Origin of the sequence: Nitratireductor pacificus pht-3B (assembly GCF_000300335.1) — a bacterium.
GTDB lineage: Bacteria > Pseudomonadota > Alphaproteobacteria > Rhizobiales > Rhizobiaceae > Nitratireductor > Nitratireductor pacificus.
In genome coordinates, this window is record NZ_AMRM01000002.1 from 152097 (window position 1) to 176219 (window position 24123).

19 protein-coding genes and 1 pseudogene are annotated in these 24123 nt (G+C 68.3%); 11 read left to right on the top strand and 9 right to left on the bottom strand.

Features of this window, described 5'->3' with window-relative positions; all coding sequences use genetic code 11:
• The first annotated feature begins 7 nt into the window (after positions 1-7).
• The 3 genes and pseudogenes from NA2_RS02205 to NA2_RS02210 all read left to right on the top strand — a co-directional run bounded on the left by NA2_RS02205 (position 8) and on the right by NA2_RS02210 (position 1890).
• Entirely contained in the window at positions 8-487 is a 480-nt protein-coding gene (locus NA2_RS02205; protein ID WP_040676544.1) for an Lrp/AsnC family transcriptional regulator, read from the top strand.
• An 83-nt stretch (positions 488-570) separates the two neighbouring features.
• Positions 571-724: pseudogene (locus NA2_RS22450) on the top strand (homoserine dehydrogenase); the annotation flags it as partial.
• Positions 700-1890, top strand: coding sequence for an NAD(P)H-dependent oxidoreductase (locus tag NA2_RS02210; protein WP_420798688.1), 1191 nt, complete (start codon positions 700-702; stop codon positions 1888-1890). The pseudogene NA2_RS22450 and the gene NA2_RS02210, both read left to right, overlap by 25 nt.
• Positions 1891-2157: 267 nt before the next feature.
• Here the strand turns inward: NA2_RS02210 and proC are convergent, their stop codons facing one another.
• Both proC and NA2_RS02220 read right to left on the bottom strand, forming a co-directional pair.
• On the bottom strand, positions 2158-2964 hold the full coding sequence (gene proC, locus NA2_RS02215) for a pyrroline-5-carboxylate reductase (RefSeq protein ID WP_008593688.1): 807 nt from the start codon (positions 2962-2964) through the stop codon (positions 2158-2160).
• A gap of 99 nt (positions 2965-3063) precedes the next feature.
• A complete protein-coding gene (locus NA2_RS02220; protein ID WP_008593689.1) occupies positions 3064-4002 on the bottom strand; it encodes a glycosyltransferase family 2 protein in 939 nt (312 codons plus the stop codon).
• A 240-nt stretch (positions 4003-4242) separates the two neighbouring features.
• Between NA2_RS02220 and NA2_RS02225 the strand changes: the two genes are divergently transcribed.
• Genes NA2_RS02225 through NA2_RS02235 form a run of 3 tightly spaced genes read left to right on the top strand, consistent with a single transcriptional unit; the run spans position 4243 to position 7093 of the window.
• Positions 4243-5412, top strand: a complete 1170-nt coding sequence (locus NA2_RS02225) for a glycosyltransferase family 4 protein (protein WP_008593690.1) — start codon at positions 4243-4245, stop codon at positions 5410-5412.
• Positions 5409-6185 (top strand): WecB/TagA/CpsF family glycosyltransferase, encoded by a 777-nt coding sequence (locus tag NA2_RS02230; protein ID WP_008593691.1) that lies wholly within the window; start codon positions 5409-5411, stop codon positions 6183-6185. The genes NA2_RS02225 and NA2_RS02230 overlap by 4 nt, the downstream gene beginning before the upstream one ends.
• On the top strand, positions 6182-7093 hold the full coding sequence (locus tag NA2_RS02235) for a DUF6492 family protein (RefSeq protein WP_008593692.1): 912 nt from the start codon (positions 6182-6184) through the stop codon (positions 7091-7093). Before NA2_RS02230 ends, NA2_RS02235 begins: the two co-directional genes overlap by 4 nt.
• Before the next feature lie 12 nt (positions 7094-7105).
• Here NA2_RS02235 and NA2_RS02240 read toward each other — a convergent pair whose 3' ends face one another.
• Positions 7106-8344 (bottom strand): lipopolysaccharide biosynthesis protein, encoded by a 1239-nt coding sequence (locus NA2_RS02240; RefSeq protein WP_008593693.1) that lies wholly within the window; start codon positions 8342-8344, stop codon positions 7106-7108.
• Positions 8345-8590: 246 nt separating this feature from the next.
• Between NA2_RS02240 and NA2_RS02245 the strand changes: the two genes are divergently transcribed.
• The 3 genes from NA2_RS02245 (at position 8591) to NA2_RS02255 (ending at position 13364) form a co-directional block, all read left to right on the top strand.
• Positions 8591-11245 (top strand): GumC family protein, encoded by a 2655-nt coding sequence (locus tag NA2_RS02245; protein WP_008593694.1) that lies wholly within the window; start codon positions 8591-8593, stop codon positions 11243-11245.
• 204 nt (positions 11246-11449) lie between these two features.
• Positions 11450-12346, top strand: a complete 897-nt coding sequence (gene folD / locus NA2_RS02250; protein ID WP_008593696.1) for a bifunctional methylenetetrahydrofolate dehydrogenase/methenyltetrahydrofolate cyclohydrolase FolD — start codon at positions 11450-11452, stop codon at positions 12344-12346.
• Between the two features lie 55 nt (positions 12347-12401).
• Positions 12402-13364: a GlxA family transcriptional regulator gene (locus tag NA2_RS02255; protein ID WP_051011519.1), complete on the top strand. Its 963-nt coding sequence runs from the start codon at positions 12402-12404 to the stop codon at positions 13362-13364.
• 199 nt (positions 13365-13563) lie between these two features.
• On the opposite strand, the gene NA2_RS02260 is transcribed toward NA2_RS02255, so the two are convergent.
• The 6 genes from NA2_RS02260 to zwf all read right to left on the bottom strand — a co-directional run bounded on the left by NA2_RS02260 (position 13564) and on the right by zwf (position 21665).
• Positions 13564-14847: a DUF2254 domain-containing protein gene (locus tag NA2_RS02260; RefSeq protein WP_008593698.1), complete on the bottom strand. Its 1284-nt coding sequence runs from the start codon at positions 14845-14847 to the stop codon at positions 13564-13566.
• Positions 14848-14917: 70 nt separating this feature from the next.
• Positions 14918-16321: a chromate efflux transporter gene (gene chrA / locus NA2_RS02265; RefSeq protein WP_008593699.1), complete on the bottom strand. Its 1404-nt coding sequence runs from the start codon at positions 16319-16321 to the stop codon at positions 14918-14920.
• Complete coding sequence (locus tag NA2_RS02270; RefSeq protein ID WP_008593700.1) at positions 16318-17142, bottom strand: chromate resistance protein ChrB domain-containing protein; 825 nt, start codon at positions 17140-17142, stop codon at positions 16318-16320. Before NA2_RS02270 ends, chrA begins: the two co-directional genes overlap by 4 nt.
• 458 nt (positions 17143-17600) lie before the next feature.
• Positions 17601-19415 (bottom strand): phosphogluconate dehydratase, encoded by a 1815-nt coding sequence (edd, locus tag NA2_RS02275; RefSeq protein WP_008593701.1) that lies wholly within the window; start codon positions 19413-19415, stop codon positions 17601-17603.
• Between the two features lie 67 nt (positions 19416-19482).
• Entirely contained in the window at positions 19483-20190 is a 708-nt protein-coding gene (gene pgl, locus NA2_RS02280) for a 6-phosphogluconolactonase (protein WP_008593703.1), read from the bottom strand.
• Between the two features lie 2 nt (positions 20191-20192).
• A complete protein-coding gene (gene zwf, locus NA2_RS02285) occupies positions 20193-21665 on the bottom strand; it encodes a glucose-6-phosphate dehydrogenase (RefSeq protein WP_008593704.1) in 1473 nt (490 codons plus the stop codon).
• Between the two features lie 214 nt (positions 21666-21879).
• On the opposite strand from zwf, the gene NA2_RS02290 reads away from it, so the two are divergent.
• Complete coding sequence (locus NA2_RS02290) at positions 21880-23355, top strand: aldehyde dehydrogenase family protein (RefSeq protein ID WP_008593705.1); 1476 nt, start codon at positions 21880-21882, stop codon at positions 23353-23355.
• Positions 23356-23368: 13 nt separating this feature from the next.
• The gene (locus NA2_RS02295; RefSeq protein ID WP_008593706.1) at positions 23369-24118 is read left to right on the top strand and encodes an SDR family oxidoreductase; all 750 of its coding nucleotides are present in this window, start codon (positions 23369-23371) and stop codon (positions 24116-24118) included.
• Positions 24119-24123: the final 5 nt, after the last annotated feature.

Consider the following 24123-nt stretch of genomic DNA (forward strand, 5'->3'; position numbering starts at 1 on the left):
TCAGCCGATGCCGGAAAAAATCACGGAGCAGGATCGCCGGCTGCTCGACGCCCTGCAGGACAATTGCCGCCTGTCCAACCAGGACCTTGCCGAACGCGTCGGCATGTCCACATCCGCCTGCTGGCGGCGCGTGCGTGCGCTGGAGGAGGCCGGGCTGATCCGCCGCTACGCGGCGCTGCTCGATGTCGAGAAATCGGGCCTCGGCTTCCAGGCCATCGTCCATGTCATGCTGACGCGGCACGACCACCGGCATGTCGACACGTTCATCGCCGAGATCCGCCGCCGCTCGGAAGTGCTCGACTGCTATTCGACGACGGGCGAGGCGGATTACCATCTGCGCGTCGTCTGCCGGGATCTCGCCGCCTACAACCGTTTCCTGGAGGATTTCCTGTTCCGCCTGCCGGGCATCGCCAATGTGCGCACCAATCTGGTGTTGAAGGACATCAAGCAGCACAGCGCCGTTCCCGTTCAGGCGGGACAGGGTTGACCGGGCACGGTTGACGGCCCCCGGTTGACAAGTCCGGCCGCCGCCCGTCTATCTCGCGGCAACCGTGATGCGAGGACGAGACGATGAGCAATGTGGCCCTGACAGGTTTGGCGCGCGATCTGGCGCAGCGAGCGGAGGAGGGACGGCCGGTGCGCATCGGCCTGATCGGCTGCGGCGAGATGGGCACCGACATCGTCACGCAGGTGGCGCGGATGAAGGGCATCGAGGTGGCGGCCATCGCCGACACGCGGCCCGAGCGCGCCGGAAAGGCCATCGCGATTGCCGGCCGCGCGCCCGACAGCGCCGCGGAAGCGGCGACGGCGGGCGCCATCGCCGACACGATCCGCACCGGCAGGACTGCGCTGGTCGCCGATTCCCTTCTGGTGGCGGAGAACGATCTGGTCGACGTGGTGATCGACGCGACCGGCAAGCCGGCGGTGGGCGCCGAGATCGGCCTCAACGCCATGCAGGCCGGCAAGCATCTCGTGATGATGAATGTCGAGGCGGACGTGACCATCGGCGCCTATCTGAAGCGCGAGGCCGCGCGGCTCGGCGTCACCTACTCGCTGGGCGCCGGCGACGAGCCGTCCTCCTGCATGGAGCTGATCGAGTTCGTCTCGGCCATGGGCCACGACATCGTCGCCGCCGGAAAGGGCAAGAACAACCCGCTCAACATCGACGCGGTGCCGGACGACTATGCCGAGGAGGCGGCGCGCCGCAACATGAACGTGCGTATGCTGGTCGAGTTCGTCGACGGCTCCAAGACCATGGTCGAGATGGCGGCCATCGCCAACGCCACGGGCCTGGTGCCCGACAAGCCGGGCATGCACGGCCCGGCAGCGAGCCGCGAGGAACTGTCGAGCGTGCTCTGCCCGGTCGCCGACGGCGGCGTCCTGTCGAGGAAGGGCTGCGTCGACTTCACCGTCGGCAAGGGCGTCGCCCCCAGCGTCTTCGTGGTGGCGGAGATGGATCACCCGCGCCTGCGCGAGCGCATGAACGATCTGAAGCTCGGCGCGGGGCCGTACTATACCTTCTTCCGGCCCTATCACCTGACCTCGCTCGAGGTGCCGCTGACCTGCGCCCGCGCCGTGCTCTACGGCAAGCCGGACATGGTGCCGCTCGACCGGCCGGTGGCCGAGGTCTGCGCGGTCGCCAAGAAGGACCTGCAGCCGGGCGACCGGCTCGACGCCATCGGCGAATATTCCTACCGCTCGTGGATCATGACGGCGGACGAGGCGCGCGCGGCCAAGGCCGTGCCCTGCGGTCTGCTCGAGGGCGGGACGGTCACCGCGCCGGTGAAGAAGGGCGAATTGCTGACCCATGCCAACGCCGCGCCCGACCCGGCGTCGCAGCTCGTGGCGCTGAGGGCGAAGCAGGATGCGATGGTGTTCGGCGCGGGATAGGTTTCGCGCGCCGGCGCTGGCCCTTCCTCCTCTCAGCCTCAAGAGCAGAGCAACAGCAGGACGTGGCGCGGTACCCCCACCCTCGATCCCTCCCCTCAAGGGGGAGGGGGATCATCAAGCGCGGCGTCTTCCTTCCCTCCCCCTTGAGGGGAGGGATCGAGGGTGGGGGTCGCAGGCAGAGCCTGCAAGAAAAACCATAGGCAGTTGCCCCCGCGAGCGGGGAGAAGGGTGCGAAGCACGCAGGCAGATGAGGGGCGGGCGCCGTCCTTACTTCCCCAGTTCGATCGAACGCTTCTTCGCCGCGTCGACCGCTTCGCTGACGAGGTCGAGCAGGCGGTTGCCACCCATCAGGACCGACAGCGCGGCGGCGGTGGTGCCATTCGGACTGGTCACCTGCTCGCGCAGCCGGCCGGGTTCTTCGTCGCTCTCGCTGGCGAGATTGGCAGCGCCATAGACCGTCTGCATCGCCAGAAGCTTCGCCGTCTCCTTCGGCAGGCCGGCATTCTCGCCGGCGGCGGTCAGGCACTCGATGAAATGGAACACATAGGCGGGTCCCGAGCCGGAGACGGCGGTCACCGCGTCCATCAGTTCCTCGTTGTCGATGCTCGTCACTGCGCCGCTGGTGGCGAGCAGCGCCGTGGCGAAAGCCTTCGCGTCCTTGGTCACGTTGCGGTTGGAGAACAGCACCATCATGCCCTTGCCGATGGCGGCCGGCGTGTTGGGCATGCAGCGCATGACGGCGGCATGGCGGCCGAGGATTTCCTCGAAGGTCGCGGTGCCGGTGCCGGCCAGAACGCTGACGAATGTGGCCCCGGAGGCGAAGCGCGCATAGGCCGGCGCCACGTCGCGGATCACCTGCGGCTTGACGGCGAAGATCACCAGGTCGGCGTCGCCGGCAAGTGCCTCGCCGCTTTCGGCGACGGTGACGCCGAGCTTTGCGGCCCGCCCACGCAATTCGTCATTGGGTTCGACGACGGTCGCGTCGCCGGCGGCCAGTTTCCCGGCGGCCATCCAGCCCTTCAGCATGGCGTAGCCCATATTGCCGCAACCGACGAGAACGACCGACTTGCCCATGGATATTCCTCTCCCTTGTTCGCTGCGACAGAAATGCCGCGTACGGGCGGCCATTGCAACAGGCGGCCACGGGGAAGCTGGATCAGGAGCGCACGGCGGTCAGTTTTTCTCGGGCTCGCGATACTGCTCGTTGGCATAGCCGAACTCGGCGAGAACCCGACCGAGCCCGACATAGACCGGGTACATGGCCGTCGAGAGCGACCCCGTTGCGGCAAGGCGGCGCAGGCCGCGCAGCGGCGACAGGCCGAGCAGGGCAAGGCTCTTTGCGAAGACGCGCAGCGTGCCGAAACGCTGCCCGGCGCGCTTCTTCTTCTCGACGAGCGTCGAGATGACGCCGTTGCGCAGCGCCCTTGCGCGGATCCAGTCCGCCTTGACGCGCCGTGCCGGCACGATCTCGTTGGTGACCGCCTCGGCACACCAGGCGAGGCGATAGCCCTTCTGCGCGGCGCGGCTCAGGAAATCGGAATCGCCGCCGCCCATGAAGTTGAACTTCAGATCGAGAAACGGGCGCGGCATCGCTTCCAGGACGTCGCGTGAAACCATCAGGTTTCCCGAGGAGTAGAGCGCCGCCACCGGCCCCGTCGTGTCATAGTGGGGGGCGAAAACCGGGTGCCGTGCCAGATGCGCGTGTTCGGGCGCGGCGAAGACAGGCGCCTGCGGCCCGCCGACAATGTCGGCGTCCAGCGCCTCGGCGGTGCGGCACAGATTCTCCAGCCAGTCGGGCGATGCGATTTCGTCGTCGTCGATGACCGCCAGGTAGCGGAAGCCGGGAAACTCCGCGAGCGCCGTCTCCCAGCCCGCATTGTAGGCGTGGCAGTTGCCGCGCTGGTGCGCGATGATGACCAGCCCCGAAAACGTCCCGTCCTCGAAACGCGGTGCCGCCGCCGCGGCGCCCTCGCGTTTCTCGGCCTCGTTCTCCATCACGATCACCGCGAACCGCCGCGCCGTCCTCTGGGCGGCGATCGAGTGGAGCGTCTCCAGAAGCTGCTGCGGCCGCCTGAATGTCGGCACCGTCACGACACATTCGACGGCGCGCATGTCCAGCGCCGGCGTGCGCGCAACAATCGAGACGGTTTGATGCGGGACTTGGTCTGACAAGGTGCGCCCATAGAGATTGAAACGACACCATAAGGCCCCGGGCCGATTAAGGTCGCGTTAAATACCTTCGGCTTGAACGGGCTGGATTTGCTGCTATTGGCCGCGGCAAGGTTTTCTTCGACCACAGCTTAATCAAGCGTTCATGGCTGTTTGAGAAAACGTTGCGAACAGGAAAGTATTATGCATCTGGTCTTTGCCACATCCATTGTTCCCGATGGAGCGCCAGCGAGCGGCTATGAAATCGCCAACGCCGCCATTCTCGACGCGTTCGCGCGGGCCGGTTGCAGGCTGACCGTCATGGGATTCGCCTGGCAGGGGCGGGAGGATGCCGTGCCTGCGGGTTCGGTCGTGCTCGGCGCGCTCGACCCGCGCACCGAGACGGCGGGACTCCGGAGCCGGCTCGGCTGGCTCGCAACCGCTTTCCTGCACGGACTTACCTTCTCGTCGGCCAAGATGCGGCAGGCCTCGCCGCGGCAGGTGGCTGCCGCGCTGCGGGCGCTGGAGCCGGTCGATGGCGTCATCTTCAATTCCGCGCAGTTCGCCGGCGCGTTCCGGCATGTCTTCGCCGGCAAGCCGAACCTCTATGTGGCGCACAATGTCGAGCATGTCTCCGCGGCGCAGAGCGCGGGAGCGGCCAAGGGGCTGGTGGCGCGGCTGCTGTTCCGGCGGGAGGCACGTCTTCTGAAGAGGCTCGAGCGCGCGCTCTGCGACGAGGCGCGCTTCGTCTACACCCTGTCCGACGAGGACAGGCAGGGCCTCGGCGTGACCTGCGAGCAGCGCTCGGCCGTGCTGCCGCTGGTGGCACGCGGTGCCGTCACGACGCGGGGCGCCCGCGAGACCGTGTATGACGCGGCTCTCATCGGCACATGGAGCTGGGCGCCGAACCGCATCGGCCTCGACTGGTTCCTCGAACAGGTCGTCCCCTGCCTGCCGGTGGGCTTCCGCGTGGCCGTCGCCGGCGACGCGCCGGCCGGTCTGGCCGAAGCTCATCCGAATGTCGTCTTCTCCGGCCGGGTCGCCGACGCCGTGGGCTTCGTGCGCAGCGGCAAGGTGGTGCCCCTGATCAGCCGCGCCGGCACCGGGGTTCAGCTCAAGACCATCGAAACCTTCGAACTCGGCCTTCCCAGCGTGGCGACGAGCAGCGCCGTGCGCGGCATCGCCGAGACGCCCGAGAACTGCACCGTCGTCGATGATCCGCGCGCTTTCGCCGAAGCGCTGGTCAGGGCGGCCGCTGCGCCGCAGGATATCGACGGGCGGGCCTTCCATCGCGCCCAGCTTGGTGCGCTCGACAAGGCCATTCTCCAGGGCCTTCGCCAGGCCGGCTTCGCACCGCGCAGGGAGGCGGCATGAACGTGGAACCCCTGCACGCCGCGCCGGCATCCTATGAACGGCGCGACATTCTCGGGACAAGCGTCACCGTCATCGGGCGCGATGACGCCATGGCCCTGATCAGCCGCCATGTCGCAGAGCGGCGCTTCACCAAGGTCGGCTTTCTCAACGCGCATAATGCGAATGTAGCGACCGGCGACCCGGAGTATCGGGCCGCACTGCAGGATTTCCTGATCCTGGCGGACGGGATCGGCGTCGATATCGCGGCGAAGCTTCTTTATGGAGCGCCGTTCCCGGACAATCTGAACGGAACCGATTTCGTGCCTGAGTTCCTGCGCCGCGAGAAGGCCTCGCTGCGGGTCGGCCTCCTCGGTGCGCGCCGGTCGAACGCCGAGGCCGCGCAGGCCAAGCTCGTGGCGCTCGCGCCGCAGCACGAATTCGTCTTCCTTCATGACGGCTTCTTCACCGGCGAGGAGGAGCCCGCGGTGCTGGCGGCAATCGCCGATGCGCGTCTCGATGTCCTGCTCGTCGCGATGGGCGTTCCGCGCCAGGAACTCTGGATCGCGCGCAACATCACGGCGCGGCACTGCACCGTGCCGATGGCCGTCGGCGCGCTGCTCGACTTCCTGAGCGGCTCCGTGCCGCGCGCGCCGCTGTGGATGCGCCGCCTGCGTCTCGAATGGCTGTTCCGGCTCTGCCTCGAGCCGCGCCGGCTGTGGCGGCGCTACGTCGTCGGCAATCCCGTGTTTCTCCTGCGCGTACTCGGCCAGAAGCTGGCCGGGAGACGCGCGTGAGCGGTCCGGCCACAAGCCCGGCGAACGCGCTGGCGGACGCGACGACCATGTCTGCCGTCATCGTCACCCCGAGCTACAGCGGCGATTTCGAGCGCTGCCGCCTGCTGTGCGAATCCGTCGATCGCTTCGTCACCGGCCACACCCGGCATGTCCTGCTGGTCGCGGGGCATGACGTGGCCCGCTTCCGCGCCCTGGAATCGGAGCGTCGCATCGTCATCGACGAGCGCGACCTCCTGCCGTCCTGGCTGCATGCGGTCCGCGATCCGGTCAGCCTGTTCCGGCGCCACGTCTGGCTGAGCACGCGCCTTGCGCCGCTGCGCGGCTGGCACGTGCAGCAGCTGCGCCGCGTCGCGATCGCCGAGAAGCTGGAGGAGGAGATCCTCGTCTACTGCGATTCCGACGTGGTGTTCCTGAAGCCGTTCGACTGCTGCACGCTGGCGCGGGGAGACGCCGTGCGCCTCTACCGTCGCGATGGCGCCCTGTCGGCGATGCATGGCACCGACCATATGAACTGGTCGATCAATGCGGGCTTTGCGCTGGGCCTGCCGGCGGGGCAGGCGTCCGACCACGACTACATCACCACGCTGATCGCGTGGCGGCGCGATGCCGTGCTCGGCATGCTCGCCCGCATCGAGGAAAAGCATCGACGCCACTGGGTGGAGGCGATCGCCATCAATCGGCAGTTCTCCGAATGCATCCTGTATGGCCGCTATGTCGACGAGGTGCTGGACGGCGCCGGTCATTTTCACGATGACCGGGACCTGTGCCGCGTCTACTGGTCCGGCCCCGGCCTCGACGAGGCCGGCATGCGGGCGTTCATCGACGGTATGAAGCCCTATCAGGTGGCGGTCGGCATCCAGTCCTTCACCGGCAGCAATCTCGACCCGCTGCGCGCGCTTCTCGGGTGAACCCTCTGTGGCTCAGACGCGCTTTGCGGGACGGCGCAGGGCGCTGTAGGTGAGCATCGCCGAGACGAGGTAGATCGCGGCGAACACCCCGTTCAGCGACAGCACCAGCGGCTCGGCCGCATCGAAGCGCATCAGCACCAGCGACAGGAACGCGGCCTTGACGCAGGCCAGAAGCGCCAGGTTGATCGCGCGCAGCAGGGTTTGTCCGCGCGCGAAGAGCAGTTCGGCCTGATATTCCGTGAGATTGCGCAGGCCGGGCACGGCAAGCGCCAGAATCACCAGCGGGGCCGCCTCTGCGACGTTCCTGCCGAGCAGCGTCGGGTAGAGCAGGAGCAGGACTGCCAGCGCAAGGAGGGCAAGCGTCGATACGGCGAAGATCGCCCATTCGATGCCGATCCTGAGCTTCAGCCGGCTGAGCAGTTCCGGCGCGCGCATCATGCGCTGCACCAGCAGCATGGAGAAGGAGCGGATCGGGATGGCGGTCAGATCGACCAGCCGCATGATCATGGCGTAGATGCCCGCAAGCTGCGGGCCGCCGAGTGCCAGGACGAGAAGCTTGTCCAGCTCCATCTGGAGGTAGAACAGGATCTCCCCGCCGGCGACATAGAGCGAGTCCGACAGGCGCCGCCAGTAGAGCGCCGGCCGCAGGCGCAGGCGCTGCCGCGGCCAGAAGAAGGCCAGTGCGATCACGAGCGCGAGCGCATTGGCGGCCAGATAGAACAGGGACCAGCTCATCAGGTCGCTGAGGCCTTGGAGCACGAAGAGGCCGGCCGCCAGCGCCCTGAGCGCGACGCCGATGATGACCAGCGAGGCGCCCCGCGCGAAGCGGTTCAGCCCGTTGTTGACGATGATCACCGTTTCCGTCAGGCGCCAGAGCAGGGCTTCCGCCGCCACGATCAGCGCGAAGGGCAGGGCGGCCATGTCGCCGGCGAAGAAGACCAGATACATGATTGCGCTCGCCAGCCCCAGAAGCGGCAGAGAGGCCGTCGCCAGGAGGAGAAACCCGGCGGCATAGGTGCCGAGCAGGCGCGGCTTCACGGTGGCGATGCGGTAGAGCGTGGCGGTGAAGCCGAGCGCCAGGATGCGTGACAGCATGACGCCGGCGGCGGATGCCGTCGCGAACAGGCCGAATTCCGCGATCGAAAGCGTGTTGGCGAGCAGCACGAAATAGGCAAGCGAAAACACCAGGCGCCCGGCCGAGCCGCTGATCGCCGCCAGATAGTCCTGCAGCACCTTTCGCTGGCTGGTCATGAGGTCGCGTATCGAGATAGCCGGCTCCCGGGGTCGCATGGTCCGGGCATCGTCGCCCGGACGCTCGAACAAGTAACGGACAAAGCTTAATGTGCCGTTCCGGAAGATCTTTGAACAATCGTGTCGGCAACGCCGTCCGTCCGGGCTCCGTTAACCATTTGTTACCCGTGCCTCTTTAGCTTGGGTTAACATAATCGCGGGCTTATGCCGCCCGCTTCACCTCTATGAGCGGAAGCCGCGCGCACCATGTTCGATGCCGATAACCCTCGAAAGAACGGGCCTCGCAAGGACCTGCGCAACGCGTCGCTGCTCACGCAGCGCCCGGAAGAGGCGGAACGGTCTCCGGCCGCCCCGCGCCGGCCGTCATCTGCGGGTTCGTCCCTGCTGACGCAGGCCGGCGCCGGGCACAGGCAGCCGGCGCGCGCCCTCGACGATCCGCAGGACGAGACCGCGCGCAGGCAGACCGCCGCCGTCGCCGAGGCCTATCTGCGCCGTGCCGAGGCGGGCCGGCGGCCCGCGGAGCACACGCCGTCGCACGCATATGCGCGCCGGGAGGAGAGCGCGCCGCCGTCAAGCACCGCCGAGCAGGAAGGCCAGTCCGTCAAGGATCGCATCCTCAACCGGCTGTTCCCGCTGCCCGCCGGGCCGGCCGCGCAACGCATGCCCGAACCGGAAGTTCGGCCGGCCGTGGAAGAACCGGAACCGGCGCGCGAGCCGCGTCCCGCCGCTGCGGCCGCCTCTGCTCCGCATCCCCAGGAAACCGCGCCTTCGGGCGACGGGTACTGGCAGCCGCTGATCGACCCGATGCGTGTCATCTCGGGCATCGTCCGCGCCCGATGGCTGATCGTCGCGACGACGATCATCGGGGCGATCCTCGGCGTGATGATCGCCCTCGCCACGCCGAAAATGTACTACGCCGCGACGGAGCTCCTGTTCGACCCGCGCGATCTGCAGATCGTCGAGCGCGACCTTACGCGTGGCGGCCTGCCGTCCGACGCGACGCTGGCGCTGATCGAGAACCAGGTGAGCATCATCCGTTCCGGCACGGTGCTGAACAAGGTCGTCGATCGGCTCGACCTGGCCAGCGATCCCGAGTTCAACGGCTCCGGCGGCAGCACGCTGGGTCTGCTCATGAGCCCGCGCTCGCTCATTTCCGCGCTGATCAACGGTGGTGGCGGCAAGTCCGATTCCGGCGCACGCCATTCCATCGCCATCGAGAACCTTGCCAGGGCGCTCGACGTCAGCCGCAATTCGAAGACCTTCATCATCATCGTCGGCGCGACGACGCTCGATCCGGACAAGTCGGCGCTCATCGCCTCGACGGTCACCGATGTGTTCCTCGAGACCTATGGCGATCTCCAGTCCGAGACAGCCGGCCGCGCCAACAGGGAGATCAACGAACGCGTCGATTCCCTGCGCGGCGAGGTTGAGGCGGCCGAGCGGGCGATCGCCGATTTCAAGGCGAAGAACGATCTCGTCGATGCCCAGGGCCGCCTGATCGCCGACGACGAGATCGTCCGCCTCAACGAGCAGCTCTCATCGGCCCGCGCCCGCGTTTCGGAACTGAACGCGCGGGCCGCCGCCGCTCGCACGCTCGATGTGGAAACCGTGCTCGGGGGCGCGCTGCCCGAACAGGTCGCCTCGTCGGTCATGACGGAGCTTCTCGCCCAGTATGCGAGCGTGCGGCAGCAGGCCGGCCGGCTGGCTGTCCGCCTCGGCCCGAGGCATCCGGACCGCCTGTCGGTGGAAGCGGAACTGGCCGGCGCGCGCGACGAGATCGCCCGCGAGCTGCGCCGTATCGTCGCTTCCAATCAGGTCGAGTTGCAGCGCGCGGTTCAGCTCGAACAGGATCTGGCCGGCCAGTTGGCCCGCCTGAAGGTGCAGAAGGGTCAGACCGAGGGCGACCGCGTCACGCTGCGCGAGCTGGAGCGCGAGGCCAACGCCAAGCGTTCGGTCTATGAGGCGCTGCTGCTGCGTGCCCGCGAGACGGGTCAGCAGGAAGGCCTCAACACGGCGAACGTCAACATCATTTCCCAGGCTTCCGCGCCTCTGGATCCGGTCGGACCGTCGCGGTCGTCCATCGCCATCGCGGGCACGCTCCTTGGCTTTCTCGCCGGGGTGGGCCTCGGCGGAACCATCGGCGCGATCCAGAGCCTGCGCGAGAATATGAATGGCAGGCGCCGGTCGCCGCCGAACGGCGGCGGCAATGGTGGCCGGGCCGCGCGGCGCGACGAGCCGGATCCCGGCCCGGGGCCTTCCGGCGGCGGCGCGGACTACCGGCGGTCCTTCGCCGCTCAGCGCGATCCCGAGCCGCCGGTGGGCACACGGTTCGCGGGAGACGCCGGCGCGCGCGCGCTGGACGAAGCGGAGCCTGTCCTTGCCGCGCATCATGCGGTGCGCGAAGACACGGCCGAAGTGGACCGGCACCCGGTCCGGCCGGAACCGCCCCAGCCTCCACGGCAGCCGGAACCGGTCGCGCAGCCGGTGGCGCAACCGGTCCCGCAGCCGCCGCTGCCCTCGCAGGCCCAGGCGGTCTACATGAATCCGCAAATGCCGATCGCGCCGATGGGATGGCAGGCGGGGTGGCCGATGCCGCCCATGGCCATGCACCCGATGGCCATGCATCCGGGCATGATGCCGATGCCGGCGATGATGCCGCAGCAGTTCATGCCCTATCCCTCCGTCGTGGCCATGCCGGCGATGCAGGTCCTGCATCAGCCTGCGATGTCCGCGCCGGCCGCGCCGCAGCCCAACCTGGCATCTCCCGTGGAGCCTCCGCACACCGGAGCGGCGGATGACGACGAGGTGGTGCCTTTCGACGCCATCCGGGGCCGGCTGCATGCGGTCCGTCGCGAGATCGATCGCCTCGCCGAGCGCCGCCACCAGACGCGATACCGCTGAGGAAGAAATCCGCGCGGTTTTCCGTTAGCGTCGGGCGATGGCGCTCTGACGGGATTGCGGTTGACCGTTTTCCCCATTATGCGGCTAGATCGCCGGTGCATCCATTCGGACGCACAAAGGACGATCCGGACCATCGATGGAGCTGCGGAAAACCGGGGTTCCGTTTTTCGGTCCACTGCTCTGGTGAAGCCACGAGGGAGAGACATGGCCGACATCATCGACGGAAAGACCATCGCCGAGGACGTGATCGCCCGCGTCAAGCAAGAAGCGGCAACGCTGGCGGGGTCCGGCGTGAAGCCCGGGCTGGCGGTGGTCATCGTCGGCGAGGACCCGGCGAGCCAGGTCTATGTCGCCTCGAAGTCGCGTCGCGCTAAGGAATGCGGTTTCCACTCCGTGCAGCATTCCCTGCCGGCCGACACGCCGGAGGACGCGCTGGTCGCCCTGATCGGGGAACTGAACGCCGACCCGGCGATCCATGGCATCCTGGTCCAGCTTCCCCTGCCGGGCCACATCGATGCGGGCCGCATCATCCAGACCATCGCGCCGGGCAAGGACGTCGATGGCTTTCATTTCATCAATGTCGGCAAGCTCGGCACCGGCGAGACGGCGAGCGCCTTCGTGCCCTGCACGCCGGCCGGCGCGATGCTGATGCTCGAGCGCGTGCGCGGCAGGGACCTGTCCGGCCTGAACGCCGTCGTCGTCGGCCGCTCCAACATCGTCGGCAAGCCGATGGCCAACCTTCTGCTCGCCGCCAACGCCACCGTCACCATCGCCCACAGCCGCACGAAGGACCTGCCGGCGCTCGCCCGCACCGCCGACATCCTCGTCGCCGCCGTCGGCCGGCCGGAGATGATCCGCGGCGACTGGGTCAAGCCCGGCGCGACGGTGATCGATGTCGGCATCAACCGCGTCGCCGCGCCCGAGAAGGGCGAGGGCAAGACCCGGCTCGTCGGCGACGTCGCCTATGCAGAGGCGAGCGCGAACGCCGGCGCCATCACGCCGGTGCCGGGCGGCGTCGGCCCGATGACCATCGCCATGCTGATGGCCAACACGCTGACCTCCGCCTTCCGCGCCGCCGGGCGCGAGCCGCCGGCCTTCTGAGCCGGCATCGGCCATGCCCGTTTCGCAGCCGCCGCATTCCGCTGACCTGCATCGCATGGGCGAGGCGAAACAGGTGAGACGGCAGTTCGCGTTCCTGCTGGTCGACAAGTTCTCGATGTTCTCCCTGGCGGCGGCCATCGACACGTTCCGCTCGGCGAACCGGCTTCTCGGCCGCGACGTCTACAGCTGGATCACCGTGTCGGCCGATGGCGAGGCGGTGATGGCGTCCAACGGCCTGCCGATCAAGATTGACTATGCCGTCGCCGACCTGCCTGCGGTCGACATCACCTTCGTCTGCGTCGGCATCTCCCTCGAGTTCCCCGGCAAGAGCACGGTGCTGGCGGCGCTGCGCTCCTGGGGGCGCCGCGGGGCGGCGCTGGGCGCGCTCGCCGCCGGCTCCCATCTGCTCGCGGAGGCGGGGCAGCTCGACGGGCACCGCTGCACGATTCACTGGGAGAACCGCGCTTCCTTCATGGAGCGCTTTCCGGAGATCGAATGCACCGGCAACGTCTTCGAGATCGACCGCAAGCGCTACACCTGCGCCGGCGTCACCACCTCCATCGACCTGATGCTGGAGATCGTGCGCGGCGACCTCGGCGCGGAACTCGCCAACGAGGTGGCCAACCAGTTCCAGCACGAGCGCATCCGCTCCGCCGGCGACCGCCAGCGCACGGGTCCCGAGCGCGACCTGACAGGCAAGTCGGAGAAATTGAAGAAGATCGTCGAGCTGATGGCCGACAATCTGGACGAGCCCTATTCCGCCGTCCAGCTCGCCAATGCGGCGGGGCTCTCGGTGCGCCAGGTGGAGCGGCTGTTTCTGCGCCATCTCGGCGTGACGCCGGGCCGCTACTACATGCGGCTGCGGTTGGAGCGGGCGCGCGAGCTTCTGCGCCAGACCAACATGCCGATCCTCGACGTGGCGATCGCGACGGGCTTCACCTCGCATTCCTATTTCGCCCAGAGCTACCGCCAGCAATTCGACCGCCCGCCCTCCGACGAGCGGCGCACGACCTATTGAGACGCTGCGTCTGGCGCCCTCGTGGTTCGACAAGCTCACCATGAGGGCTACTGTGGCTTCGGCGTGAAGCTCATGGCAAGCGTTGCCGCATGACCTTGGCCGCCGAGACGATCCATGCTGCAAACGCGCCAGCAGGACGCCACCGCATCATTTCAGTAGCCCTCATGGTGAGCTTGTCGAACCACGAGGGCGCTTGGCGCTACCCCTCGCGCTTCGCCGCGCCGCCGATGCCGGCGGCGGCCTCGCGCAGCGCCGCGATGTCGGGCGCATGGCCTGCCTCCGATGCCGCTCGGGCGATGAAGTCCTCGGCCAATCCGGCGGCGGCGTCGCCAAAGGCTTCCGGTGCGACGCGGGCGAGCGATGACAGGGCGCGCAGCAGCGCCCGGCCGACGTCGGGCGCGGCCGACGCCGCCTCGTAGGAGATCGGCCGGAACGCCTCGTCGAGCAGCCGCGCCGGCGTCACCGCCGCCAGCGCGACGCGGGGATAGGGCGGCTCGGCGTCCTCGCCGTCGGCGGCCTCGACCATCCAGTCGCCCAACAGGCGCGTCTGCACCGTGAGCACATGGATCGCGGTGCTCGGGTCGTTGATGCCGGGCGACAGGGCGCGCCGGGCCACGTCCGCGAGAACCAGGAAGCCGAAGCCGGGATCGGAATCGAAGGTCCGCTCCTCCCCGACGATGAAGGCGCTGCGGATCGCCTCGAGATCGTCCGGCCCGGCGTCGCCGGAAGCCGTCGCCAGCACGGTGCGATGATCCACATAGTCGCCGGGCCGCACGAGAACGCGCAGGACGAGGTCGTGCTCCTCGGCGCGCTCCTGCAGCGCCTGCGGGTCGAAATGCTGCACGAAGCCGACGGCGCCCGCCGTCACCGCTCGGCCGTCGCCGGTGTCGCCCGCAGCCGCACTGCAGCCGTACAGCCCGTCCGCGCCGAGCCGGCGCAGGGCTTGACGTGTCGCGTCCTCCAGCCGGCTCGTCATCTCAACGACGCGCCCGACCACGGAGATCTCGCGCACCCAGCGGATCAGCGCCCAGACGACGGCCAGAACCACCACGAGCGTGGCGAGGAACAGGATCAGCCGCCCGCCGATGGAGTAGATGCCGCTCGACAAGCCGATGATGCCGATGATGGAGAACAGGAAGGCGCCGATGAACACCGAGATCGTGGTGCGCGCCGCCCGGTTGCCCGAGAACAGCGGCACCGCCCGCGGCGAACCCGTCTGCGCGGCGCTGGTCAGCAGGTTGACCAGCGTCGACAGGGCGAAGACGGCGACCGTCAGCATGCTCGCGGCGACGATGCTCAGGATGTTGCGCAGCGCCTCCGCCGAGACCGTCACCGGCAGCGTCGCCTCGTCGAAATCCTTGGGGAACAGGCCGGCGGAGAAGAAGGCGAGCAGCAGGACGATGACGGCCGACGCGCAGAACAGCGCCGGCAGGAACCAGAGCGCCCGCGAAAACCGCCTGAAAAGAAACCACCGCCCGTTCACAAACCCCTCCGATCCGCCGGATCAACCACCGGACGCCGTATTGGTTCCGCCGTTTGCCGCAGGAACTGGCTCAGGCGGCGAGCCGCCAGGCCAGTCCGGCGAGCATCGACAGGACCAGGACCGTGATCAGTCCCGCCCTCAGCCAGAATAGGGCGAAAACGGCGGCCAGCGTCAACAGCAGCGCCACCGGATCGAGGCTCTGCCAGACGGGCAGGTCGAGCGTCATGCCGGAACCGCGCCACGGGCGGGTCTCGGAGAACAGCGTGTGGAGGGCGAACCAGACGGCGAGGTTCATGATGACCCCGACGACCGCCGCGGTGACGGCCGACATGGCGCCGGTGAGCGACCGGTTGCCGCGCAGCGCCTCGACGAAGGGCGCGCCGAGGAAGATCCACAGGAAGCAGGGCACGAAGGTGACCCATGTGGTGAGGATGGCGGCAAGTGTCGCCGCCAGCATGGGCGGCAGCGCGCCGGGGTCCCGGTAGGCGCCGAGGAAACCGACGAACTGCACCACTTGGATCAGCGGTCCGGGTGTCGTCTCCGCCATGCCGAGGCCGTCGAGCATCTCGCCGGGCTGCAGCCAGCCGTAATGGTCGACGGCCTGCTGCGCCACATAGGCGAGCACCGCATAGGCGCCGCCGAAGGTCACCACGGCCATCTTGCTGAAGAACACGGCGATCCGGCTGAACACGTCGTCCGGGCCGAGCAGGGCGATGATCAGGGCCACCGGCGCGAGCCAAAGGACGAGACAGACGGCGCCCACCCGGAGCGACCAGCCGACATTGGGGCGGGCATGCGCCGGCGTCTCCGCGCCGATCAGCGAATCCGCGTCGCTCAGCACCGGGCCGGAGGCGGGACCATGGCCGCCGCCGAGCCGGAACAGCGCCGAGCCGGCCCGCCCGCCGGCAAAGCCCACCAGGGCCGCGACGAGAATGATAAGCGGGAAGGCGATGTCGAAGGCGAAGATGGCGACGAAGGCGGCCACGGCGATGGCGATCATCGCCCAGTTCTTCATCGCCCGGCCGCCGATCCGCGCCACGGCGTGGAGCACCACGGCGAGCACCGCCGCCTTCAGCCCGAAGAACAGGCCCTCGACCAGCGGCGCGTTGCCGAAAGCCGCGTAGACGATGCTCAGGGCCAGGATGGAAAGGAAGCCCGGCAGCACGAACAGGGTTCCGGCAACGATCCCGCCGGCCGTCCGGTGCAGGAGCCAGCCGATATAGACGGCGAGTTGCTGCGCCTCCGGCCCCGGCAGGAGCATGCAGTAGTTGAGCGCGTGCAGGAACCGGTTCTCGCCGATCCAGCGCTTCTCCTCGACCAGGATGCGGTGCATGACGGCGATCTGTCCCGCCGGCCCGCCGAAGCTGAGGGCGGCCACCCGCAACCAGACCTTGACGCCCTCGGAAAAGGGAATGCCATGGGCCGCCGGCCCCTCGGAGCGGACGGGCGTTTCGGAGGCGAACCGGTCGGTCATCGGACGCTTCCTCCCCTGGCCGCCGGCCAGTTGTGGGTCTCGCCGGTGGCGTCCCGGCACCAGCGGTAGAAGGCGTCGTAAAGCAGGATGCCCGCCTCGAGCTGCTGCAGATCGTCGGCGAACATGCGCGACAGGCCGAGTGAGGCGGCGAGCAGGCCGGCCGCCTGCGGCGCGAGATCGAGCCGCGCCGTGTCCGCCCCGCGGACGATGGTGGCGAGCGTCAGGAGCGGCGGGATCGCCAGGCCGAATTCCTCGACCATCACGTCGAATGTGCAGGCCGTGCCGCGATGGCTCCAGAACACGCCCTCGATGTCGAACGGCGTAGCGTCGAAGCGCTCGCCGACCATGGCCACCTCCTGCGGCGCGACGAACAGGAAGCTGGCGTCCGGGTCGATGAAGCGGCGGATGAGCCACGGGCAGGCGATGCGGTCGATCTTCGGCCGCGCCCTTGTGACCCATACCGTCCCGCCGGAGGCCGTGGTGTCGGGCAGCCGCTCGACCGGCACGGCGGGGAGGCCGGCGGCGATCCAGGCTTCGAAACCGCCCTCCAGCGTTTCGGCGGCGAGGCCGTCATGGCGCAGCCATGCGGCGGTTCCCTCGCTGAGCTTCCTGCCCTGCTGGCAGATGACGATGGCCGACGGCGCCTTGATGCTTGCGGCCCATTCGCGCACGGCATGGTGCGGCCGGCGCACGGAGCCTGGCACGAGCCGGGGATCGGCGGAAAAATCCTCGTCGGTGCGCACGTCGATCAGCGCGGGGCAATGCGGCGTGCCGACCAGCCGGGCGAGCTTGTCGATGGAGATCGTGGTGGGAGAGGGCATGGCGCGTCCTTCCGTTTGACGGGTTTGATGGACGCGATTCTTGGGCTGGCGCCTCGTGGGGAGATCGCGATCCCCATGGAAAACTCATGCCTCCGGCCGGGTGGGCTTGTCAAGCGTGCCTCAGGAGGGTGGGGCGGCGACGATGAGGTCAACGGATGTCGCGTCGACCCCCACTCCGACCGCTTCGCGGCCACCTCTCCCCCGGGAGGGCAGGGCAATTGTATATGGCGGCGCAGTACCCCCACCCCTTACCCCTCCCCTCAAGGGGGAGGGGAATGGTGGAGCGCAGCACCTTTCTTCCCTCCCCCTTGAGGGGAGGGATCGAGGGTGGGGGTCGCAGGCGAAGCCTGCAAGAAAAATCATATGCGATTGCCCTGCCCGGGAGGGGGAGAGGTGGCTTGCGAAGCAAGACGGAGTGGGGGTGATCGGCGCGGTGTCGCCCCGAGTTGGGGGTGCTGTCAGAACACCGCCGCGCCCTGGTCGGCGCGGCCGGCGAGCTGGCGGAAGCCGGCGAACAATTCGCGCCCCATGCCGAACTGGTTGCCCGAGAGATCTGCGTCGGCGTTCTCGCGGGCAGCGAGTTCGCCGGCATCGATCAGCACTTCGAGCGTACCCATTTCCGCGTCGAGGCGCATCGGATCGCCGTCGCGCACCCGGCCGATCATGCCGCCGTCCAGCGCCTCGGGCGTGACGTGGATCGCCGCCGGCACCTTGCCCGAAGCGCCCGACATGCGCCCGTCGGTGACGAGCGCGATGCGATGGCCGCGATCCTGCAGCACGCCGAGCGCGGGGGTGAGCTTGTGCAGTTCCGGCATGCCGTTCGCCTTCGGTCCCTGGAAGCGGATGACGGCGATGAAGTCGCGGTCGAGCTGGCCGGCCTTGAACGCCGCCTGCATCTCCTCCTGCGAATGGAACACCAGCGCCGGCGCCTCGATCACCCGGTGCTCCGGCTTGACCGCCGAGACCTTGATGATCGACTTGCCGAGATTGCCGGACAGCACCTTGAGGCCGCCCGTCGCCTGGAAGGGCTTCGCGGCGGTGGACAGCACCTTGGCGTTGCCGCTCGTGGCGGGTGCGGGCAGGCGGACCACCGTTCCGTCGTCGGCGAGCTTCGCCTCGACCGTGTAGGGGCGCAGGCCCTCACCCCAGATGGTGCCGACATCCTCGTGCAGATAGCCGTCGTCGATCAGCTCGCGGATCAGGAAGCCCATGCCGCCGGCGGCGTGGAAATGGTTCACGTCGGCAAGCCCGTTCGGGTAGACGCGGGCGATCAGCGGCACGTGGTCGGATATCTCCGCGATGTCGTCCCAGGTGAGCCTGATGCCGGCCGCCGCCGCCATGGCGACGAGATGCATGGTGTGGTTGGTCGAGCCGCCCGTGGCGTTCAGCCCGACCACGCCGTTGACGATCGAGCGCTCGTCGATCATGCGCCCGACCGGCGTGTAGTCATTGCCGAGCGCGGTGATGGCGAGCGCCCGCTTCGCCGCTTCCTTCGTCAGCGCGTCGCGCAGCGGCGTGTTGGGGTTGACGAAGGAGGAACCCGGCGTGTGCAGGCCCATGATCTCCATCAGCATCTGGTTGGAATTGGCCGTGCCGTAGAAGGTGCAGGTGCCGGGGCCGTGATAGGATTTCGATTCCGCCTCGAGCAGCGCCGTCCGGTCCACCTTGCCCTCGGCGTAGAGCTGGCGGATGCGCGCCTTCTCGTCATTGGGGAGCCCGGAAGTCATCGGCCCGGCGGGGATGAAGACGGCCGGCAGATGGCCGAAGGTCAGCGCCGCGATGACGAGGCCCGGCACGATCTTGTCGCAGACGCCGAGATAGACGGCCGCGTCGAACATGTTGTGCGACAGACCGACCGCCGCCGCCATGGCGATCACGTCGCGCGAAAAGAGAGAAAGCTCCATGCCGGGCTGGCCCTGGGTGACGCCGTCGCACATGGCCGGCACGCCGCCCGCCACCTGCGCCACGCCGCCCGCCGCGCGCGCCGCTTCCCTGATGAGCTCGGGAAAAGGCTCGAAGGGCTGATGCGCCGAAAGCATGTCGTTATAGGCGGTGATGATGCCGATATTGGCCACCCGGTCGCCGGCCAGCGCCGCCTTGTCGGCGGGGCCGCAGGCGGCGAAGCCGTGGGCGAGGTTGCCGCAGGAGAGCACGGAGCGGTGCACGGCCTGTCCGGCGGCCTCGTCGAGACGGGCGAGATAGGCCTCGCGGCCTTTGCGCGAGCGCTCGCGAATGCGGGCTGTGACGGCTTCGATCTCGGGTCGTGCGGTCATGGCATGCGTCCTGTGTTGCGCAGGTCCTGCTCGGGGAGGGCGGCGGGACCAGACGGTCGGTGCGCGGCTAGCGCTTCGGGGCCCAGTAGATCTGGGCGGTATTCTTCGCCGCCTTCAGAACGGCGCCGATGGGCGAGGCGGGTCCGGGCGTGGCGGCCAGCGCTGCTTCCAGCGTGTCCTTCTTGTCGTCGCCCTCGATATGCAGCGCCAGGAAGCGTGCGCCGGCAATGCGCTGCATGGAGAGGGTGAGGCGCGGCTCGCCGGCGCTCAGCGCATGGACGGGCAGGACGCTTGGACCTTCGCCCGGAAGCAAAAGGGCTTCGATATCGGCGGCATCGGGGAAGAAGGACGCGGTATGCCGGTCCGCCCCCATGCCGAGCACGACGACGTCGAGCGGCCAGGCAAGGCGGGCAAGGGCGGCGCTCGCCTCCTCCGCGGCGTCCTCGACGTTCTCGGCGCTGTTGTAGAGGCCGATGAAATCGGCGCGCGCCGCCTCGTTCTGCAACAGGTGCTGGGCGACGAGACGCGCGTTGGAGCGCGGCGAATCGTTGGGCACGAAGCGCTCGTCCACCAGCGTCACGGTGATCTTGTCCCAGGCGATGCCGTGGCTGGAAAGCCGGTCGAAGAACAGCGCCGGCGTGCGTCCGCCCGAAACCGCGATCGTGGCGCTGCCGCGCTCTTCGACCGCCGCCTGCAATTGCCGCGCGACGGCATCCGAAAGCGCGCCGGCGAGGTCGGAAGGCGATGGGAATTCGTGCCAGGCATGGTCGGCCATCGTCAGGTGCTCTCGTGCCAGGTGCGCCCGTCGCGCTCGATCAGGGCGATCGACGCGGAGGGTCCCCATGTGCCCGCCGTATAGCCCTGCACGGGCTGTCTGCCGTCTTCCCAGGCGGCCAGGATCGGGTCGATCCAGCGCCAGGCGGCCTCCACCTCGTCGCGCCGCATGAAAAGGGTCTGGTTGCCGCGGATGACATCCATGATCAGCCGTTCATAGGCGTCCGGATTGCGCACGTCGAAGGATTCGGCGAAGCTCATGTCGAGCGGCACATGGCGCAGGCGCATGCCGCCCGGACCGGGATCCTTGATCATGATCCACTGCTTCACGCCCTCGTCGGGCTGCAGCCGGATCACGAGCTGGTTGGCGAACACCTTGCCGGCGCCCTCGCCGAAGATCGAATGCGGGATCGGCTTGAATTCGATGACGATCTCCGACACGCGCTCGGCCAGCCGCTTGCCGGTGCGCAGGTAGAACGGGACGCCGGCCCAGCGCCAGTTCTCGATCTCCGCCTTGATGGCGACGAAGGTCTCCGTGTCGCTGGCACCGCTTTCCAGTTCCTGCGCATAGCCCTTGACCGCGCCTCCGTTCGAGGCGCCGGCGCGGTACTGGCCGCGCACGGTGATCTTTTCCGCATGGGTGGCGTCGACGGGCTTCAGCGCCCGCAGCACTTTCAGCTTCTCGTCGCGCACCGTGTCGGCGTCCATCGAGGCCGGCGCCTCCATGGCGACCAGGCAGAGGAGCTGGAGAATGTGGTTCTGCACCATGTCGCGCAGCGCGCCCGCCTTGTCGTAGTAGCCGGCGCGGCCCTCCAGCCCGACGGATTCCGCCACGGTGATCTGCACATGGTCGATATGGGCCGAGTTCCAGAGGGGCTCGTAGAGGGCGTTGGCGAAGCGCAGCGCCATCAGGTTCTGCACCGTCTCCTTGCCGAGATAGTGGTCGATGCGGAACACGTTGTGCTCGTCGAACACGCGGCCGATGGCGTCGTTCAGCTCCTTCGCGGAGGACAGCGAGCGGCCGATCGGCTTCTCGACGATCACCCGCGCCGTTTCCGTCGAAAGTCCGTGCTCGGAAATCTGCTCGACAATGTCGTCGAACAGGCTCGGCGCGACGGCCATGTAGAAGGCGCGCACGCTCGTGCTGTCGCCGATCTCCGTCTTCAGCTCGGCGAAGCCGTCGCCCGATTTCGCATCCGCCGGCACGTAGGAAAGGCGGGCCAGGAAATGCTTTAGCTCGCCCGGCTCGATATCGCCCTTGGCGACATGTTCGCGGATCGCCTTCTCGGCGAAGGCGCGGAATTCCTCGCCGCTGAGCTTCGTTCGCGACGAGCCGATGATGCGCGTCGGGTCGCTGAACTGCCCCGCCCTTTGCCGCTGGTAGAGAGCCGGCAGCAGCTTGCGCTCCGACAGGTCTCCCGTGGCGCCGAACACCACCAGGTCAAAAGGCTCAACCGGAATTGTCTGGCTGGTCATCGTCGCTCCGCTTGCCTCGCAGTTTGTGTGCCGATGCTATAGTCTAATCGATTTAAGAAAGCCAGACGGGAAAGCTGCCGGATGCGGTTCGGGGCATGTGCGCCAATGCCGCGCTCGCGTTTGTGCCTTGACATGGCGACGCATGGCGGGTTTCCCATGGTTCCGTCGTTGAGCATAAGCTCGCGCGCACAGAATACAAACCGGAGCGGCAGGGATGGGCACCCATTTTTCGCGCAGCGTGGCCGAGGGCCGCGCCTTCATGCAGTTGATCGACGGTCGCTCGGTCGATTCCCTTTCGGGCGAGCGGATCGATGTCCTGTCACCTTCCGACGGCAGGGTTTTCGCCACGATCCCCGCAGCCAACGCCGCGGATGTCGATCTGGCGGTGAAGGCCGCGCGGCGCGCCTTCGACGAGGAGCCGTGGAGCCGGATGCCGGCGGTCGAGCGCGGCCGCTGCCTGACGCGCCTGTTCCAGCTCGTCGAGAAGAACGGCGAGGAACTGGCCGCCCTCGAATCGCGCGACACGGGCAAGCCGGTCCGCCAGGGCAAGGCGGACGTCACGGCCACCATGCGCTACTACGAGTTCTACGGCGGCGCAGCCGACAAGATCCATGGCGACACGATCCCCTTCCTGGAAGGATACACGGCGCTCACCCTGCGCGAGCCGCATGGCGTGGTGGTCGGCATCACGCCGTGGAACTATCCGCTGCAGATCCTCGCCCGCGTGGTCGGCGCGGCGCTGGCCATGGGCAACACGCTGGTCATCAAGCCGGCGGAAGACGCCTCGCTGACGACGCTGCGCATCGCCGAACTGGCGCTCGAGGCCGGCATCCCCGAAGGCGTGTTCAACGTCGTCACTGGCTATGGCCGCACGGCGGGTGCGGCCCTTTCGGCGCATCCGCTGGTCGACTACGTGACCTTCACCGGCTCGCCGATGACCGGCACGGCGATCCAGCAGGCAGCCGCCGTCAACAATCGCGGCGTGACGATGGAGCTGGGCGGCAAGTCGCCGCAGATCGTCTTCGCCGACGCCGACATCGAGGCGGCACTTCCGGTGCTGGTCAACGCCATCATCCAGAACGGCGGCCAGACCTGCTCGGCGGGCAGCCGCATCCTGATCGAGAAGCCGGTCTATGAGCAGGTGGCGGCCGCGCTGGCCGAGCGCTTCTCGAAGCTCGTGGCCGGCCCGCACGATGCCGATCTCGACATTGGCCCGCTGATCAATCGGGCACAGCGCGACCGGGTGGCCGGGTTTGTCCAGGCGGCCGAGGAAGCCGGCATGCCGCTTCTCGCCCGCGGTACGGTGCATGCCGACGCCCCGTCGGGCGGCTTCTATCACGCGCCGGTTCTGTTCGGGGACGTCGATCCGGATGCGGCGCTGGCGCAGGACGAGGTGTTCGGCCCGGTTCTGGCGCTGTTCCCCTTCGCCGACGAGGCGGAGGCGGTGCGCCTCGCCAACGGAACGGAGTTCGGCCTGGTCGCCGGCGTCTGGACGCGCGACGGCGCACGTCAGCACCGGGTCGCCAAGCGCGTGCGCGCCGGGCAGGTCTTCGTCAACGGCTATGGCGCCGGCGGCGGCATCGAGTTGCCCTTCGGCGGCTTCAAGAAGTCGGGGCATGGACGCGAGAAGGGTTTCGAGGCCCTGTTCGACATGTCCGCCACAAAAACCATCGTTTTCAATCACGGGTAACAGGAATTTCAGCATGGCTCGACTTGATGGCAAGGTCGCCGTCATCACCGGCGCGGCGTCCGGTTTTGGCGCGGGAATGGCGAAGCGCTTCGCGGAGGAGGGGGCGAAGGTCATCGTCGCCGATCTGAACGCCAAAGGCGCCGCGCGCATCGCCGACGAGATCGGCGAGGCGGCGCTGCCGGTAACCGCCGACGTCTCCATGAAGGCCGACGTGGAAGCCATGGTCGAGGCCGCGATGCAGGCGCATGGCCGTCTCGACATCATGGTCAACAATGCAGGCTTCACCCATCGCAACGGCGACCTGCTCGAAGTCGATGAGGAAACCTTCGACCTGATCACCGCGGTCAACATGAAGGCGATCTATCATTCGACGCTCGCCGTCGTTCCGATCATGGAAAAGCAGGGCGGCGGCTCGATCATCACCACCGCCTCGACGGCAGGGCTCAGGCCGCGGCCGGGTCTCACCTGGTACAATGCCTCGAAGGGCTGGGCGATCACCGCCACCAAGTCGATGGCCGTCGAGCTGGCGCCGAAGAACATCAGGGTCAACTGCCTCTGCCCCGTCGCGGGCGAGACGGGCATGCTCGGCCAGTTCATGGGCGAGGACACGCCGGAAAAGCGCGCGCAGTTCCGCGCCTCGATTCCACTCGGCCGCCTATCGACGCCGCTCGACATCGCCAATGCGGCGCTCTGGCTGGCCTCCGGAGAGGCCGAGTTCATCACCGGCGTGGCGCTGGAGGTGGATGGCGGGCGCTGCATCTAGATCGC

Coding starts and splice junctions, on each gene's coding strand:
- NA2_RS02205 (WP_040676544.1), top strand. CDS start 8: ATGCCGGAAAAAATCACGGAGCAGGATCGCCGGCTGCTCGACGCCCTG.
- NA2_RS02210 (WP_420798688.1), top strand. CDS start 700: ATGAAGGGCATCGAGGTGGCGGCCATCGCCGACACGCGGCCCGAGCGC.
- proC (WP_008593688.1), bottom strand. CDS start 2,964: ATGGGCAAGTCGGTCGTTCTCGTCGGTTGCGGCAATATGGGCTACGCC.
- NA2_RS02220 (WP_008593689.1), bottom strand. CDS start 4,002: ATGCGCGCCGTCGAATGTGTCGTGACGGTGCCGACATTCAGGCGGCCG.
- NA2_RS02225 (WP_008593690.1), top strand. CDS start 4,243: ATGCATCTGGTCTTTGCCACATCCATTGTTCCCGATGGAGCGCCAGCG.
- NA2_RS02230 (WP_008593691.1), top strand. CDS start 5,409: ATGAACGTGGAACCCCTGCACGCCGCGCCGGCATCCTATGAACGGCGC.
- NA2_RS02240 (WP_008593693.1), bottom strand. CDS start 8,344: ATGACCAGCCAGCGAAAGGTGCTGCAGGACTATCTGGCGGCGATCAGC.
- NA2_RS02245 (WP_008593694.1), top strand. CDS start 8,591: ATGTTCGATGCCGATAACCCTCGAAAGAACGGGCCTCGCAAGGACCTG.
- folD (WP_008593696.1), top strand. CDS start 11,450: ATGGCCGACATCATCGACGGAAAGACCATCGCCGAGGACGTGATCGCC.
- NA2_RS02255 (WP_051011519.1), top strand. CDS start 12,402: ATGGGCGAGGCGAAACAGGTGAGACGGCAGTTCGCGTTCCTGCTGGTC.
- chrA (WP_008593699.1), bottom strand. CDS start 16,321: ATGACCGACCGGTTCGCCTCCGAAACGCCCGTCCGCTCCGAGGGGCCG.
- NA2_RS02270 (WP_008593700.1), bottom strand. CDS start 17,142: ATGCCCTCTCCCACCACGATCTCCATCGACAAGCTCGCCCGGCTGGTC.
- edd (WP_008593701.1), bottom strand. CDS start 19,415: ATGACCGCACGACCCGAGATCGAAGCCGTCACAGCCCGCATTCGCGAG.
- pgl (WP_008593703.1), bottom strand. CDS start 20,190: ATGGCCGACCATGCCTGGCACGAATTCCCATCGCCTTCCGACCTCGCC.
- zwf (WP_008593704.1), bottom strand. CDS start 21,665: ATGACCAGCCAGACAATTCCGGTTGAGCCTTTTGACCTGGTGGTGTTC.
- NA2_RS02290 (WP_008593705.1), top strand. CDS start 21,880: ATGGGCACCCATTTTTCGCGCAGCGTGGCCGAGGGCCGCGCCTTCATG.
- NA2_RS02295 (WP_008593706.1), top strand. CDS start 23,369: ATGGCTCGACTTGATGGCAAGGTCGCCGTCATCACCGGCGCGGCGTCC.